General features: G+C 48.2%; 12 protein-coding genes. 2 read left to right on the top strand and 10 right to left on the bottom strand.

The window, feature by feature from the left end; genetic code table 11:
* Window position 1: 1 nt before the first annotated feature.
* Window positions 2-1276 (bottom strand): type IX secretion system plug protein, encoded by a 1275-nt coding sequence (locus tag Tanf_RS12745; protein ID WP_046826160.1) that lies wholly within the window; start codon window positions 1274-1276, stop codon window positions 2-4.
* Window positions 1277-1455: 179 nt separating this feature from the next.
* Here Tanf_RS12745 and Tanf_RS12750 point away from each other — a divergent pair, with 179 nt between their 5' ends.
* A complete protein-coding gene (locus tag Tanf_RS12750) occupies window positions 1456-2721 on the top strand; it encodes a nucleotide sugar dehydrogenase (RefSeq protein ID WP_014226056.1) in 1266 nt (421 codons plus the stop codon).
* 42 nt (window positions 2722-2763) lie between these two features.
* On the opposite strand, the gene Tanf_RS12755 is transcribed toward Tanf_RS12750, so the two are convergent.
* From Tanf_RS12755 to Tanf_RS12790, 9 genes are all read right to left on the bottom strand, one after another.
* Window positions 2764-3843 (bottom strand): mannose-1-phosphate guanylyltransferase, encoded by a 1080-nt coding sequence (locus Tanf_RS12755; RefSeq protein WP_046826114.1) that lies wholly within the window; start codon window positions 3841-3843, stop codon window positions 2764-2766.
* A gap of 85 nt (window positions 3844-3928) precedes the next feature.
* Window positions 3929-4363 carry a hypothetical protein gene (locus tag Tanf_RS13945; protein ID WP_140230637.1) on the bottom strand — a complete coding sequence of 145 codons (435 nt, stop codon included), beginning with the start codon at window positions 4361-4363 and terminating at the stop codon, window positions 3929-3931.
* Entirely contained in the window at window positions 4290-4772 is a 483-nt protein-coding gene (locus Tanf_RS13950; RefSeq protein ID WP_140230638.1) for a hypothetical protein, read from the bottom strand. Before Tanf_RS13950 ends, Tanf_RS13945 begins: the two co-directional genes overlap by 74 nt.
* Before the next feature lie 21 nt (window positions 4773-4793).
* The gene (locus Tanf_RS12765; RefSeq protein ID WP_046826115.1) at window positions 4794-7094 is read right to left on the bottom strand and encodes a GH92 family glycosyl hydrolase; all 2301 of its coding nucleotides are present in this window, start codon (window positions 7092-7094) and stop codon (window positions 4794-4796) included.
* 40 nt (window positions 7095-7134) lie between these two features.
* Window positions 7135-7878 carry a shikimate dehydrogenase family protein gene (locus tag Tanf_RS12770; RefSeq protein WP_046826116.1) on the bottom strand — a complete coding sequence of 248 codons (744 nt, stop codon included), beginning with the start codon at window positions 7876-7878 and terminating at the stop codon, window positions 7135-7137.
* The gene (ubiE, locus tag Tanf_RS12775; RefSeq protein ID WP_046826117.1) at window positions 7875-8636 is read right to left on the bottom strand and encodes a bifunctional demethylmenaquinone methyltransferase/2-methoxy-6-polyprenyl-1,4-benzoquinol methylase UbiE; all 762 of its coding nucleotides are present in this window, start codon (window positions 8634-8636) and stop codon (window positions 7875-7877) included. Before ubiE ends, Tanf_RS12770 begins: the two co-directional genes overlap by 4 nt.
* Before the next feature lie 6 nt (window positions 8637-8642).
* Complete coding sequence (locus tag Tanf_RS12780) at window positions 8643-9590, bottom strand: phosphoribosylaminoimidazolesuccinocarboxamide synthase (protein WP_046826118.1); 948 nt, start codon at window positions 9588-9590, stop codon at window positions 8643-8645.
* 20 nt (window positions 9591-9610) lie between these two features.
* Window positions 9611-10585 carry a PhoH family protein gene (locus Tanf_RS12785; RefSeq protein WP_014226062.1) on the bottom strand — a complete coding sequence of 325 codons (975 nt, stop codon included), beginning with the start codon at window positions 10583-10585 and terminating at the stop codon, window positions 9611-9613.
* 156 nt (window positions 10586-10741) lie between these two features.
* Window positions 10742-13405, bottom strand: a complete 2664-nt coding sequence (locus Tanf_RS12790) for an Eco57I restriction-modification methylase domain-containing protein (RefSeq protein WP_046826119.1) — start codon at window positions 13403-13405, stop codon at window positions 10742-10744.
* A gap of 87 nt (window positions 13406-13492) precedes the next feature.
* Here Tanf_RS12790 and Tanf_RS12795 point away from each other — a divergent pair, with 87 nt between their 5' ends.
* Window positions 13493-14872: an aminopeptidase P family protein gene (locus Tanf_RS12795; protein ID WP_046826120.1), complete on the top strand. Its 1380-nt coding sequence runs from the start codon at window positions 13493-13495 to the stop codon at window positions 14870-14872.
* The last annotated feature ends 66 nt before the right edge of the window (window positions 14873-14938 follow it).

Here is a 14938-nt window from a genome sequence, read left to right on the forward strand (position 1 = left end):
TTTATAAAACAAAATGCGTGTTGCGAAGGGTCAGTTTACCGATCAGCCGGTCATAACGCATCCCCATCGGACGATGATAGACGAGAATCGTATATTCGTTTTCGGTCTGGTAATAATCGCCCTCTGTCGGCAATGTCTGTGCCTTTGTTTCCCCATGAGGGAGCAATACATACTGATAATTATAATATCCCTGCTTCAACATCAGCGCTTTTTCATACTGCCGTGTCTGGGGGTTATATTCCATCCGGCTCGTCTCATTGAACTGATTTTGCACAAAGTCCCCCAGCAGATAAACATCGCCTTCGAGCAATGGTTCGGAAGCATACGTAAAATGAACGATATAATAATCAGCTTCCGTATCCGGGTCGTTACAGCCACTGCAACGGACGAAGAAGCGCCCGTCCTGATCCTGATCATAACGGTAACCAGTGTGCATTCGGCTTCGGTCAATCATCAGGTCGGCATGATAATAGGGATTGTAAAACCCGATACCGTCGATATTCAGTCCGTTGTAACGATGTGTCAAGAATTCGAAACGACGGTATTCGTTGCCACCTTCAAAAATCAGCTCACGAAGATGTTCATACGTCAGCCGGTTGCCTGTAATTATCTGCGGCTGCACATTCCTTGCCACATTATCGTCCCGATTATTCTGATAAACATAGATTTTCAGCTCTTTCTCCGGAAAGTTCACCGTTACCCCCTTTCGATCGATCTGAAAGTTGATCTGCTGATGCTCTTTGTTAAAGGATATATCGGTGTTACCGCTAGCCGTGGCGTCGATGCCGATGAGCGGTTCATAAACACCGAATCGTACCGAACAAACGATTCGGTCCGGTCTTTCTTCTTCATAAACGTACAACAGATAATTGCCCGATACCTTAAAACGGATGTTGTCATTGGGCAGGTAAAGGCGATAGTTCATGTAAGATACGGTCGTATTGAACGATGGAGAATAATCGTTGATGGTCATGCCCTGAAAGCCGTCCATATATTCGATCGGGGTCAGCATCGAAGGGTTCCAGTCTGCATCGCAATAGATGATCGAATAAGCATATTGTCCCTGCGTATGGTTCAACACATCGAAACTGATCTCAAGCCGGTGGTCGCTATTGAGTTCGATATAAGGTTCTGAAATCTGTTCTCCGGCTACCTTCACTTGAAGGCTTTTCACCCGGTTCGAGAAAACCTCCGTCCGGCCATTCTTTTGCGCAGACAGATGACAGGCAAGAATCACCCCCCAAACCACAATCATCGTTCGATCTATGTATTTCATTTTCGCTAAAAACATCAAAAAACAATGCCCAAAGGTAAATGTTTGGAAGGATGTAACCAAATGTCTTGGACGGAAAACAACGTATCCGCCCGCTATTTCGGTGGGGAAAGAAAAAAAGTACTATTGCAACAAAAAACTTCGATTTTGAAGATTCGGAAAGATGTGATTACCTTTGTTCCATGAAATCAACAAAAATCTGCGTCATCGGAATGGGATATGTCGGGTTGCCTTTGGCACGCCTTTTCTCTACCCAATATCCGACCATCGGTTTCGATGTAAACCCCGTGCGGGTCGAAAAAATCATGTCGGGACACGACGATACGCTCGAAGTGTCCGACGAATTGTTGCAGGCAGCCTTGAAGAACGGTTTCCGATGTACGACGAACCCCGAAGACCTCCGCGACTATAACTTTTATATCGTCGCCGTCCCTACTCCGATCGATGTATACAACCGTCCGAACCTGAAAGCGTTGATTGACGCCAGCACGACGGTAGGAAAAGTCATCGGAAAAGGAGATATCGTCGTATATGAGTCGACCGTCTATCCCGGTGTGACAGAAGAAGAATGTCTTCCTGTCGTAGAACAGGTTTCGGGAATGAAGCTCAACATTGATTTCTTTGCCGGATATTCGCCCGAGCGAATCAACCCGGGAGATAAAGGACATACGGTAGAAACTATTCAAAAGGTGACTTCCGGATCTACGCCGGAGGCAGCCGAGCAAATCGACACCGTATATCGCTCCGTATTGACGGAAGGAACGCATAAAGCACCTTCGATCCGCGTGGCCGAAGCTTCCAAGATCATCGAAAACGCCCAGCGCGATGTCAACATCGCATTCATGAATGAGCTGGCCAAGATATTTAATGCGATGGGTATCGATACGAACGATGTGATCGAGGCAGCCTCGACAAAATGGAACTTCATACGAATGCATCCCGGACTCGTCGGAGGGCACTGCATCAGCGTCGATCCTTATTATCTTATCCAAAAAGCGCAGGTCTACGGTGTGCTGCCCCGTATCATGACCACCGCACGACGGCTCAATGACGGTATGGGTGCCTACATTGCAAACCAAACTGTTATGTATATGAATAAAAAAGGGATTCTTGTGAAGGATGCTAAAATTTTAATCATGGGGTTCGCTTTCAAAGAAAATTGTCCGGATACACGTAACACAAAGGTCATGGATATCTATCATACGCTACAGGAATATACGAGCCGTATCACGATATACGATCCGTGGGTAGACCCATCCGACGTTCGGGAAGTGTACGGCGTCGACGTCATCACCGAGCAGCCGGCAGGGAAGTACGACGCCGTGATCCTTGCCGTTGCACATAAAGTTTTCGGTGCGCCCGATATTTCCGGACTGCTAAAAACGAATGCCGTCGTCTATGACGTCAAAAGCGTTTTGCCGCGCGAGATCGTAGACGGAAGATTATAGATCGTATCGATTTTGCCCCCTCTTGCTTCCATGCGTAGTTATTCAACTAAATTCTTGGCCGTATTTAATTTGTGCATCGGCCATGTATTGCTTGATTCGTTGCTCTTCTTCTTTCTTGCAAATCAGCAATACATTACCCGACTCGGCCACAATATACTCCTGCAGTCCTTGAATGACGGCTAACCGATCCGTATTTTCCAATGCAATGATATTGCCTTCGGATTCGTAAAGCAAGGCTCTTGTTTTCAGCACAGCGTTATCGGCTTCGTCACGCGGAGCAATATCAAAGATCGATCCCCACGTACCCAGATCCGCCCATCCGAAATCGACACAAAGCATATAAACGTTATCGGCCTTCTCCATGATCCCGTAATCAATCGATATGCTCGGACAGTATGCAAAATGTTCTTTGATAAATGCGTCTTCGGAAGGAGTGTTGAAGATTCCCATTCCCATGTCAAAACGTGCGGATATATCAGGAAGATGGCTGCGTATGGCGTTTAAGATCGTGTCGACATTCCAAAGAAACAGCCCTGAGTTCCAAAAAAATTCGCCACTTTCCATAAAGACTTTGGCCAGTTCCAGATTCGGCTTTTCAGTAAATGTCTTGACCTTCGTAAAGTCTCCGATCATCGTTTCACTGCTTTGGATGTAGCCGTAGCCTGTTTCCGGACGACTCGGTCTGATACCTAACGTGACCAAGGCACTGTGCCGGCTTACGAAGTCGAACCCTTTTTGGATGGCTGCAAGAAATTCTTCTTCCTTGAGGATTAAATGATCGGACGGAGCAACAACAATATTGGCTTTGGGATTACAAGCCTTGATATGATAGGCGGCATACGCAATGCAGGGTGCCGTATTGCGCCGTACAGGCTCAAGCAATATCTGCTCGTCAAGCAGCTGGGGCAACTGTTCTTTGACCAAGTCGGCATATCGCTCATTCGTGACAACATAGATATTCTTCATCGGAACGATTTTGGCAAAACGGTCAACGGTCATTTGCAGCAACGATCGTCCGACACCAAAAAAATCCAGAAACTGTTTTGGTTTATTCTCCCGGCTGAAAGGCCAAAAGCGGCTTCCGATACCGCCTCCCATAATTACGCAATAATTATTCTCCATAACATGATTATTTCCCTACAAAGAAAACGAAAGAATCGAATATTTCGTCTGTTTTTACGAAAAAATAATCTTCCTTACCAAAAGATTACCGTCCGACTTCCGCTTTTACCCACTCGATTTCATAACCTTGATCGTCAATGCGGGTATCGCTCAGAAAATGGACGTATGACAGTCCGTGCTGCGACTCGTTTCGGAGCGGTACAGTCAAACGCTTTCGGTTATCGACATAGACCTCGGCCGCAGGATGCTTCGTATCGAGGTTCCAGTCGATACGGATAAGGTACGGCTTGTTGTCGCTGATATTAAGCATTTTATGGCTTAACGGAACATCAAACGGCGCATAATAACGAGCTACGCTGTCCGTGGGGTTGAACCACCGGTCGTTGAGCAAAAGATGTCCTTTTGTGGCAAGGTCGTTGAAACGGAGGGAAACGGTAAATCGTCCCTTACGAAAGGCGGGGAAATTCCAGACTGCACCACGGAGGGAAGTAAGCAGCGAATCGTTGAAAAGGCAACGCACCTGCAACCGCCCGTCGACGAGTGCGCACCCTGGCGTACGGTTGTATCCGCAATGCTCGACGATTTCCCTTATAATAACTGAAGACCGACCATTGACGAAGGCTGTCGGAGAAGTTACAGAAGCGGCTTCGCGCCATGAGCCAGTCGACATCGAAGATCAGCATCACACGGTGATGCGCCGACTGTCCGAGCGAGACCAGCACGCGACCGGGCTCCGTTTCGACGAACTGGCTCTGGTGAACGCTCTTATCGATACCGAAAGCCGTACCGAAATCGGCCGCATCGCGTCGCGGGTCAAGATAAAGCTCACGGAAGCCGTGCCACGTGCGTCCGTCGTCGGCAGAGAGGTACACACCATCTTCATGCCAATGAAGGAAAACTCCCCCTCCGACATTCTGTGGTTGACACATGTCGGGCCATTCTGCCCCGCCTCACTCCCACTTCTTTTCCGATACCGAAAACGAGTATGGAAAGTCCGAAGGCTTTGTTCCTCGGTTAAGGTTCGGGTGATCGGACATACGGAAGTCGAGCGTACCGCCGGACAGCAAATCCTTATGCTTCACATAGTTTTTGATGTACGGTTGTCCGTTCAGATGTAACGATTCCACGTAAACATTGTGGGCGTTATTCTCCGGTGCGTTGATAACCATCTGCTTGCCGTCCTCGAATGTCAGTGTGGCTTTTTTGAACAGCGGAGCTCCCAACACATATTCGTCTGTTCCCGGGCACACGGGATAGAAGCCTAATGCTGAAAAGACATACCATGCCGATGTTTGCCCGTTATCTTCGTCGCCGCAATATCCGTCGGGAGTCGGCAAATAAAGCTGCTCCATCACGCGGCGCAGCCAATATTGGGCTTTCCAAGGCTCACCGGCGTAGTTGTAGAGATAAATCATGTGTTGGATGGGCTGATTACCATGCGCGTAATTTCCCATATTCATGATCTGCATTTCGCGTATTTCGTGGATCACCGCGCCATAGTAGCTTTCGTCGAACAGTGGCGGAACGGTAAATACCGAGTCGAGCATCGTCACGAACGCCTGACGTCCACCCATCAAATCGATTAGCCCTTGCGGATCGTGGAAGACCGACCACGTATAATGCCAACTGTTCCCTTCCGTAAAAGCATCGCCCCATTTGAGCGGTAAAAAAGGCGACATAAACGTACCGTTTTCATTACGTCCACGCATCAAGTTCGTTTCCCTGTCGAACACATTCCGGTAGTTCATCGCCCGTCGGGCATACTGTGCGATTTCTTTCTTCGGACGTTTCAACGCTTTCGCCAGTGTGTAGATGCACCAGTCGTTATACGCATATTCGAGTGTACGAGCCGTATTCTCCCTGATCTTTACATCGTACGGAACATAGCCCAGCCGGTTGTAGTATTCGTGTCCGAGACGGCCTGTCGAAAATACTTTCGGATGCACATGTTCCGTTCCATGAATTAATCCCTGATACAGTGTCTCCACATCCTCGACCTTTATTCCTTTCATATACGCATCTACGAGTACCGATGCCGAGTTGTTTCCGATCATACAGTCGCGATGTCCCGGGCTTGCCCATTCGGGGAAAAAGCCGCTCTCCTTATAGGTATTAATCAGTCCTTCCTGCATTTCTTTGTTCTGCTCCGGAAACATCAGGTTCAGGAATGGGAACAGGCAGCGGAAAGTATCCCAAAAACCCGTGTCGGTGTACATAAATCCGGGCAGTACTTTCCCGTTATACGGGCTGTAGTGCACGATCTTTCCCTCGGCATCCACTTCGTAAAATTTTCGTGGGAAAAGCAGCGAACGATACAGGCATGAATAGAACGTACGATACTGGTCAAGACTTCCTCCTTCTACACGGATACGACCAAGCACCTTGTTCCATTCGGTTTTTCCCTGTGCAACTATCGCATCGAAACGATCTACATCCAGTTCTTTTAGATTTTGTTCTGCCTGTTCCGGACTGATAAACGACGAAGCGACACGTGCATGGACAATCTCACCTTTTTCCGTCCGGAAGCCAATCACGGCGCCCGTATGTCCGGCCGTCTGCTCCAGTTTGTCCGTATGTAGCGTTTGATCGGTAAACGTAGCACGGTATGTAAACGGTTTATCGAAGACAATCACAAAATAATTTCTAAAATTCTCCGGTACGCCTCCGCTGTTCTTCGTCGTATAACCAACGATCTTGTTCTCTTCCGGAATCACCCGCACAGACGATCCTTTATCAAAAGCATCGACGACGATATAAGAATGTTCGTTCTCCGGAAACGTAAAACGAAACATGGCTGCTCGTTCAGTGGTCGTTATTTCCGCCACCACATCATGTTCGGCCAGATACACTTTATAATAGTACGGTTTTGCTACTTCCGCCTTATGAGAGAACCAGCTGGCACGTTTGTTTTCATCAAATTCAGGCGCTCCTGTCACAGGCATGATCGAAAATTGTCCGTAATCGTTGATCCACGGGCTGGGCTGATGGGTCTGTTTGAATCCCCGTATCTTGTGAGCCGTATAGACATACGTCCATCCGTCTCCCATCTTTCCCGTCTGTGGAGTCCAGAAGTTCATGCCCCACGGGCGGGCGATGGCCGGATACGTATTGCCCGTAGACAATTCGTGCACCGACTGCGATCCCATCAACGGGTTCACGTATTCTGCAGGGTCGAGCGATTCTGCCCCTGCTTGAGGAATACTGCCAAGCAGCAGCAAGCTTGCCGCAATACTACAAATATTTTGTTTCATTTTTTTCGTTATGGTGTTATTTCTTCTGTTTTTTATCTGTTTATCCGTTCCAAATATCCCATGCCGCGAACGCTTGCAAAAGAAGCATCTCAAGACCGTTTTTGACAACGGCTCCGCGTTCTTTCCCCTTGCGCATAAACAGCGTTTCATCAGGATTATAGAGCAGATCGTAAAGCAGGTGATCGGAATTCACCCAATCATACGGAATATTCGGACACTCGTCGACCTTGGGATACATCCCCAAGGGAGTGGTATTGACGATCACCGTATATTGTTCCATGATTCGGGGAGTAAGTTCATCATACGTAAAACAGCTATTCTGCTTGCTACGGGAAACGTATGTTGCTCCTATGCCCAATTGTTTCAAGCCATGAAAGACGGCTTTCGATGCCCCGCCTGTTCCGAGGATAAGCGCTTTCGTGTGCGACTCGTGCAACAACGGGTCGATCGATTGTTTGAACCCTGTGATATCGGAATTGTGCCCGATCAGTTTAAGTTTCCCAAAATTCCCGCGTCTGAATTTGATGACATTGACAGCACCGATATTGCGGGCATTTACGGTGAGGTCATCGAGCAGCGGAATGACTGCCATTTTATAAGGTAATGTTACATTCAACCCACACAAGTTGGGATGATCATGTACGACGTCTTTCAACTCCCGGATGTCTTTGATCTCAAAATTGACGTATTCCGCATCGATATTTTCCGATTGAAACTTCTGGTTAAAGAAGTTCCGTGAGAAAGAATGTCCCAGCGGATATCCGATTAAGCCGTATTTCTTCATTTGCCGATCGTATTTGAATGTCCGTGCTTCGTCGCCGAATAAAGAGAACAAGTTCCTCCGGTGAATGTCCTTACCTGCACATCAAACCCCTGTCGTTCGAGCAGTCGTACCATCTCACGTCCCTGCGGCATCTTTCGGATCGAGGCCGGCAAGTAACGATAAGCTGATTTCTCGAGACTGAACCAGCTTCCCACCAGAGGAATAATTGTTCTCGAATAGAGTGCGTAGAGTTGTTTCATCGGGAAATGTTTCGGAGTAGATAGCTCTAATATCCTTAGTTGTCCGTCGGGGCGGAGCACTCGCTCCATCTCCGACAGGCCGCGTTCGAGATCGGCAAAGTTACGCACCCCAAAAGCGACGGTTATGGCATCGAACGAATGGTCCGAATAAGTCAACGTCATGCAGTCCTGATGTTCGAAAGAGACGAGGGAGGCATAGCCTGCTTCAGCCGCTTTCCGTCGTCCGACGGCCATCATCTCTTCCGAGAGGTCAGCCGCAACGATTTGCTGCGGCTGCAACCGTCGACACATCAGCAGAGCCAGATCGCCCGTGCCTGATGCGACGTCCAGAATACGTTGCGGCGAGGATGGACGAAGCGAATCGACCGTCTTTCTGCGCCACAACCGGTCCATCCCAAGCGAGAGCATGCGATTGAGCATATCGTACCGTCCGGCAATGGAGTCAAACATTCGCCGAACTTGTGTTCCTTTGTCTTCGTCGCCTGCATACGGCAACACCCGTTCTACCTCGACAGACATAGGAGTTTATTTCTTTTTCAGAAAGTCTGTTACATTCTTTTCAATCCGTCCGGGGAGATCATCCGTCAAAGCCTTCACAAACGTTTCGCCGGTGATTTGTTCGTACAGCTCGATGTAACGATTCGATATGCTTTCGACGATATCCGACGTCATCTCGGGCACCGGCTGTCCTTCTTTACCTTGGAATCCGTTTTCCATCAGCCATTCGCGTACAAACTCTTTCGATAGCTGGCGTTGCGGCTCTCCCTTGGAAAAATGCTCTTCATACCCTTCGGAGTAGAAATAACGCGACGAATCGGGCGTATGGATTTCATCAATCAAATAGATATCGCCTTCATAAGTCCCAAATTCGTATTTCGTATCGACAAGGATCAATCCGCGTTCGGCAGCCATTTGCGTACCGCGTTCAAAAAGTGCGAGCGTATATTTCTGAAGCGTGGCATAGTCGGAGCGTGACATTAGTCCTTTCTTGATAATATCTTCTTCCGAAATATCTTCGTCATGCATTCCCATCTCGGCCTTTGTCGTCGGGGTGATAATCGGTTGGGGAAACTTTTGGTTTTCCCGCATTCCGTCGGGAATTTTCACGCCGCAAATCTCACGCACCCCGTTCTTATAAGCGCGCCATGCGCTGCCACAAAGATAACCGCGTACAATCATTTCGACCGGGAAACCTTTACATTGTATGCCGACAGTAACCATCGGATCAGGTGTAGCCAATTTCCAATTCGGGCAGATATCTTTCGTTTCATCCAGAAATTTAGAAGCAATCTGATTCAGAATCTGACCTTTGTAAGGAACGCCTTCGGGCAGTATGACATCAAATGCCGAGATGCGATCGGTTACGACCATGACGAGTGTTTCGTCATGAATGTTATATACATCGCGAACTTTACCGTGATACACGCTTTTTTGTCCGGAAAATTGAAATTCTGTTTTGACTAATGCTTTCATATGATCTGTATATAAAGAAGTTATTTATTTAGTTGGATTGCTGATTCTTGCGTTTCGGGTGGTTTGTCGTTTTTCTCGTACGCCTCGACAATACGTTGCACGAGTTTATGGCGTACAATATCTCCTTTCTCGAACTCTACCCTCCCAACCCCGTGCACTTTATGAAGCACCTGCATGGCATGTACAAGTCCCGAAGCGGTTTGTGGAGGAAGATCGATCTGGGTGACATCGCCCGTAACGATCATCTTGGCATTCAGACCGAGACGGGTGAGAAACATTTTAATCTGATGTCTTGTCGTATTTTGCGCCTCATCGAGGAGAATGACCGCATCATTCAGTGTACGTCCTCGCATAAAAGCCAGCGGCGCTATCTGAATGACGTTGTGATCCATGTACTCCCGGAGCTTCGTCGGAGGGATCATTTCCTGCAACGCGTCGTAGAGCGGCTGGAGGTACGGGTCGAGTTTATCTTTCATTTCGCCGGGCAAAAAACCTAATTTCTCACCGGCTTCAACTGCCGGACGACTCAGGATGATCCTTCTCACTTGTTTGCTCTTCAGCGCTTTTACAGCCAAGGCAATGGCGACAAATGTTTTTCCGGATCCTGCGGGCCCGATCGCAAACGTCAGATCGTTTTCTTCAAAACTTTTGGCCAGCAATTGCTGATTGGCCGAACGTGCGACAATCGCTCTGCCATTGACACCGTGAATAATCAAATGTTCCTGTTTGGCCGAAGCCACCTCATTCCCTTTGATGATATCGGTTAATATTTCTTCCGAAAGCGTATTGTATTCTTCACAATACTTTTCGATTTCTTTGATTTTGCGAAGAAACGTATCCAGTTCGCCTTCGTCGCCAATAATTTTCATGATGTTTCCTCGAGCCACAATCCGAAGTTTGGGATACAGTGTCTTAAGTAATTGCATATTGACATTGTTCACGCCGTAAAATGCAACCGGATCTACATTGTCCAGAATATATGTTCGTTCAATCATACGTAAGCGTGTTCCTTTTCGTCTTTTGTCTCATGCCGGATTTTGAAACTGCAAAAGTACGAATAATTGTATATTGCACGACTTAATCCCGGACAAAATATCATCCTGTCCGAATCGCATATTGGATGAAGAATCTCTTCACAAGACGTTTGCATATTATGTATGTGAAATATTTGAATCAATAAAACGTCGTTCTTCCTCATTCAGATCATACATCTCGTAAACGAGCCGATCTATCTTGCCATCCAATTCCTCATTCTCCAACTTATGCACATCGGATGTACGTTTGTTAACAAGCGATATGACCTCCGACTCGACCTTGATATTGGGGATCGGTATTTTCAAGGCTTCGAGAGTGAGGACACTGATCTGCATATCACCGTTGGGGAGATGCGGTGCATCTTGCAACATGTATCTTCCGAGCTTGGAATTGAGTACTCCAAGCAGGTATTTGAGATGTTGCCCTGTCGCGAAACAAGTCGTATCCAATGTAGCGCATCCCCTGTAGTCAAGGCAAAAGGCTGAAGCAGACGTTTCGCGTTTCCAAACAATTTTCTGCTGCGTAAAGTCGTCCCATTCATTGCTGGTTGCGTAGTTTTGCAAAGCATACCACTCGAAAGAGACTCCGACCTCTGCCGCATCCCGTGCGGCAAGTTTGCTTCTGTATGCGGCCAAATGTTCGTAAATGACCGGATATTGCTGCCGGAATCGCTGTTCGGCGCGTTCGGAAGCCATTGTGATGGTCCGGTCATAAAGCAGGGGAAAATGCCAGGGAACATAAATGAGCCACTGGTCGGATTTTTCGGGGATGTAACGCCGGATATCTTCTCCTTTTAGCAAAGGTTTGAGGATATCGACATTTTTGTAATCGGCCAGAATAAATTCGTCTTTCGTGGCTCCGTCGATGATAAAAGCTTCATCGAGTCCTGTTCTGATCCCCGAATACAATTGGATGTCCCATGCCTCGAGAGGGGTTCCGGCCTGTTCTATTTTTCCCCGGATATGTTTCTCCGTTTCCGTGAGGATGACGAAACTCGTCGTAGACGCGGATTGCGTCTCATCCGTAGCCGCCTCGGTCGAGGCATACGTTCCATGATCATTCAGATATCGTTCCCAATTGGAGGTTTGCGGATCAAAATCACTTTTGAGGCAGCAATTCAATGTTCGATGCCGGTTGAAGGCTTTCTGAAGGATAACAATGCCATGATCAGCCAATGTTTTATCGATCTTACAGCTGTCACTAAATTCGATGGTGAGCAGCGGGTTCATCTCTTCCATGAGATATTGACGCATCTTGCTGGCTTGAACAGATTTCATCCATCCGTTTGACGCGATGTAAGAAAGGTAATATTCGGGTTTAAGCAGTTTATTGCCGAGTTCATAAAAGAGGCTGGAAACTTCGCCCGTGCGTTTATAAGCCCGGTAGTTGAGTTGTTTGTAGATATCGATCGGTTCGCCCCCGATCTGCACGAGCGTATCCGGCGGATTCCCGATGATCAGATGGAAGCCGATGAAATCAGCTGATTCATCCAGTAGTTGCGGGAAATCACAATGCCATTCGATGGCATGTTTAAAAATCGGATTGTTCTTGGTGCCTTCGATTTTTTGCTTGTATTTATCCACCATCGACTGCGCATCGAGCAGGCGAGCTTTGACGGCTTTGACTTCTTCTTCGTTCATTTCGAAAAGACTTGGCGCTTTGAGCGTTGCCAATTCGCGTTGCCAACGGAGCAATTCTTCGTTGTTCTTATCATCCCACGTGATCTCCATCAGCAACTTTCGCTTAATCGCTGCCAGCATCTGCCCTGCCGTATTTTTCTCTTCCGGAGTGCGGGCTTTTTTATAATCGTCAGCCAGCATTTTATATTCGCTTACCGAGCACCCGATACGTTGGAAGACGGGCTTGAGATCATCGTATATGGAAATCCGGCTGACAAGGGCATCCCCACAGCGCAGATTAGGCTCAATAAGAGGTAGAGAATGAGGCTGACCGGTATCCCTACATACATGTTTGAGTACGTCGGCCCAAAGACGGATGCGTGCAATGGTCACGGCAATCGGGTCAATATCGACGCCAAAGAGACAATGTTCGATCAAGGTCTGTTTTTCTTTCATCAACGTGTCCTGGATGCGTCGGCATTCGGGAGTGTCCGCTGTCAGCTCGATGGTTTCGGAGCGTCGCTTATCGCGTACGACGAGTTTTCCGTCGTGTACGAGTATTCGGTACGGAAAAAGCGGGTTACCATCTCTGTCGGACAGAATGCCGAGCTGCGATTTGACGGCAATCATTTCGTTGAGCGACTGTATCAGGAAAAAGCCCGACCCCATGGCCGGATCGCAGATGCGGATGGTGTTGAAGGTTTCGTTGGCTTCGTCGGGATGGTCGACGATACGGCAAGACAACTCGGTCAGATCGGTGTACCGACTGCCAATGGCTTCGTTGAACACATGCAGCACGGTGCGTCGTATGCCATCGTGACACATGTATGCCCCCACATAAGGAGAAACGGTTTGGTTCCGGTCCAACTTCACAATAACAAATTCCAAGACAGACAGCGCCTGTGCCCAGGTCAGATTGCCTTCGCTGCATAATTGCTGCATGGCGGATGCGACCTCTTCGAGGGTCGGCTTCCAGTTTTTTGCATCACGCTGTGTCAGGAGATATTGCACTTGGTCTTTGATTTCACGCAACCCCAGCTGCTGAAGAAAAGCCGCATAATAAGGGCGTTGGAGAAAAGAAGCTGACACTGGCTGTCCATTGCTTTCGGAAGCAGTGACAAAAGGTATATGGAGAGGCAACTGTTCTTTTTCAAACATCATTTTATTCCAAATTTTCAGGATGACTTGACAAAGGTAACAAAAAAATACCGTACCTTTGTTTAACTGAATTCAAAAAAAATCATTGTTATGTTTAAGAAAGAGACTTATATTCAACGACGGGAAGCCCTGAAAAAAGCCGTGGGGTCAGGGTTGTTGCTGTTTCTCGGAAACGATGAAGCGGGTTGTAACTACGAAGATAACACGTATCCTTTCCGGCAGGATTCGACATTTCTGTACTTTTTCGGGTTACCGTATGCCGGGTTAACTGCCATCATTGACGTCGACGAGAACAAAGAGATCATCTTCGGCGATGAACTAACCATGGACGCCATCGTTTGGATGGGAACGCAACCGACATTGCACGAGAAAAGCGAAGCGGCAGGGATTACGAACGTGCAACCTTCGGGACAAGTGGCGACATACCTGAAAAGCGCCCTCAAAAAAGGTCAAACGATTCACTATCTGCCCAGTTATCGCGCCGAACATAAAATCAAACGCTGGAGTCTGCTCGGTATAGAGCCCGGCACCGAAAAACCTTCTGTTGCGTTTATCCGCGGCGTTGTTAACCTGCGTAACTACAAGACGGACGAAGAAATCGCAGAAATCGAAAAAGCGTGTAACGTAACGGCCGATATGCACCTGAGAGCAATGCGGCTGGTTCGGCCGGGAATACGCGAGTGCGAGGTGGCGGCCGCCATTCAGGAAGTAGCGGCTTCGCACAATTACGGGTTGTCGTTCCCGATCATTGCAACGGTCAACGGTCAGACACTTCACAACCATGATCACGGAAACATGGTGAAAAGCGGCGATTTATTCCTCGTCGACGCCGGTGCGGAGACGGAAATGGGATATGCCGGCGATTTCTCCTCGACCGTGCCGGCCGACAAGAAATACACGACCCGCCAGCGTGAAGTCTACGAAATTCAGGTAGCCGGCCACGAAGCAGCCGTAGCCGCCCTGCGGCCCGGTATTCGTTTTGAAGAAGTTTATGATTTGTCGGCAGCAACGATTGTCGACGGGCTGAAAAATATCGGACTGATGAAAGGAGATGCCGCCGAAGCCGTGCAGGCCGGAGCGCATGCGCTCTTCTTTCCGCACGGACTGGGGCACATGATGGGACTCGATGTGCACGATATGGAGAACCTCGGCGAAGTCTATGTCGGATACAATGAGAAGCCGAAAAGCAAGCAGTTCGGACGTAAATCGTTGCGACTGGCCCGCGAACTGGAGGCCGGTTTCGTATTGACCATCGAGCCGGGCATATACTTTATTCCCGAACTGATTGACCGCTGGAAAAGCGAAAAGATGTTCGAGGAATTTATCAACTACGACAAGGTTGTTACATACAAAGATTTCGGCGGCATCCGTAACGAAGAAGATTATCTTATTACGCCTTACGGATCGAAGTTGTTGGGTAAAAAAATCGACCGCAGCGTTGCCGCCGTCGAGGCTTTACGAGAAGGCTAAACGCCGATACTGTTTCATCAGGAAACAGGCAGGGAAGGCAGACCGTTCAAGGTATTCGCCTTCCCT

The organism is Tannerella forsythia (genome assembly GCF_001006485.1).
Lineage (GTDB): Bacteria > Bacteroidota > Bacteroidia > Bacteroidales > Tannerellaceae > Tannerella > Tannerella forsythia.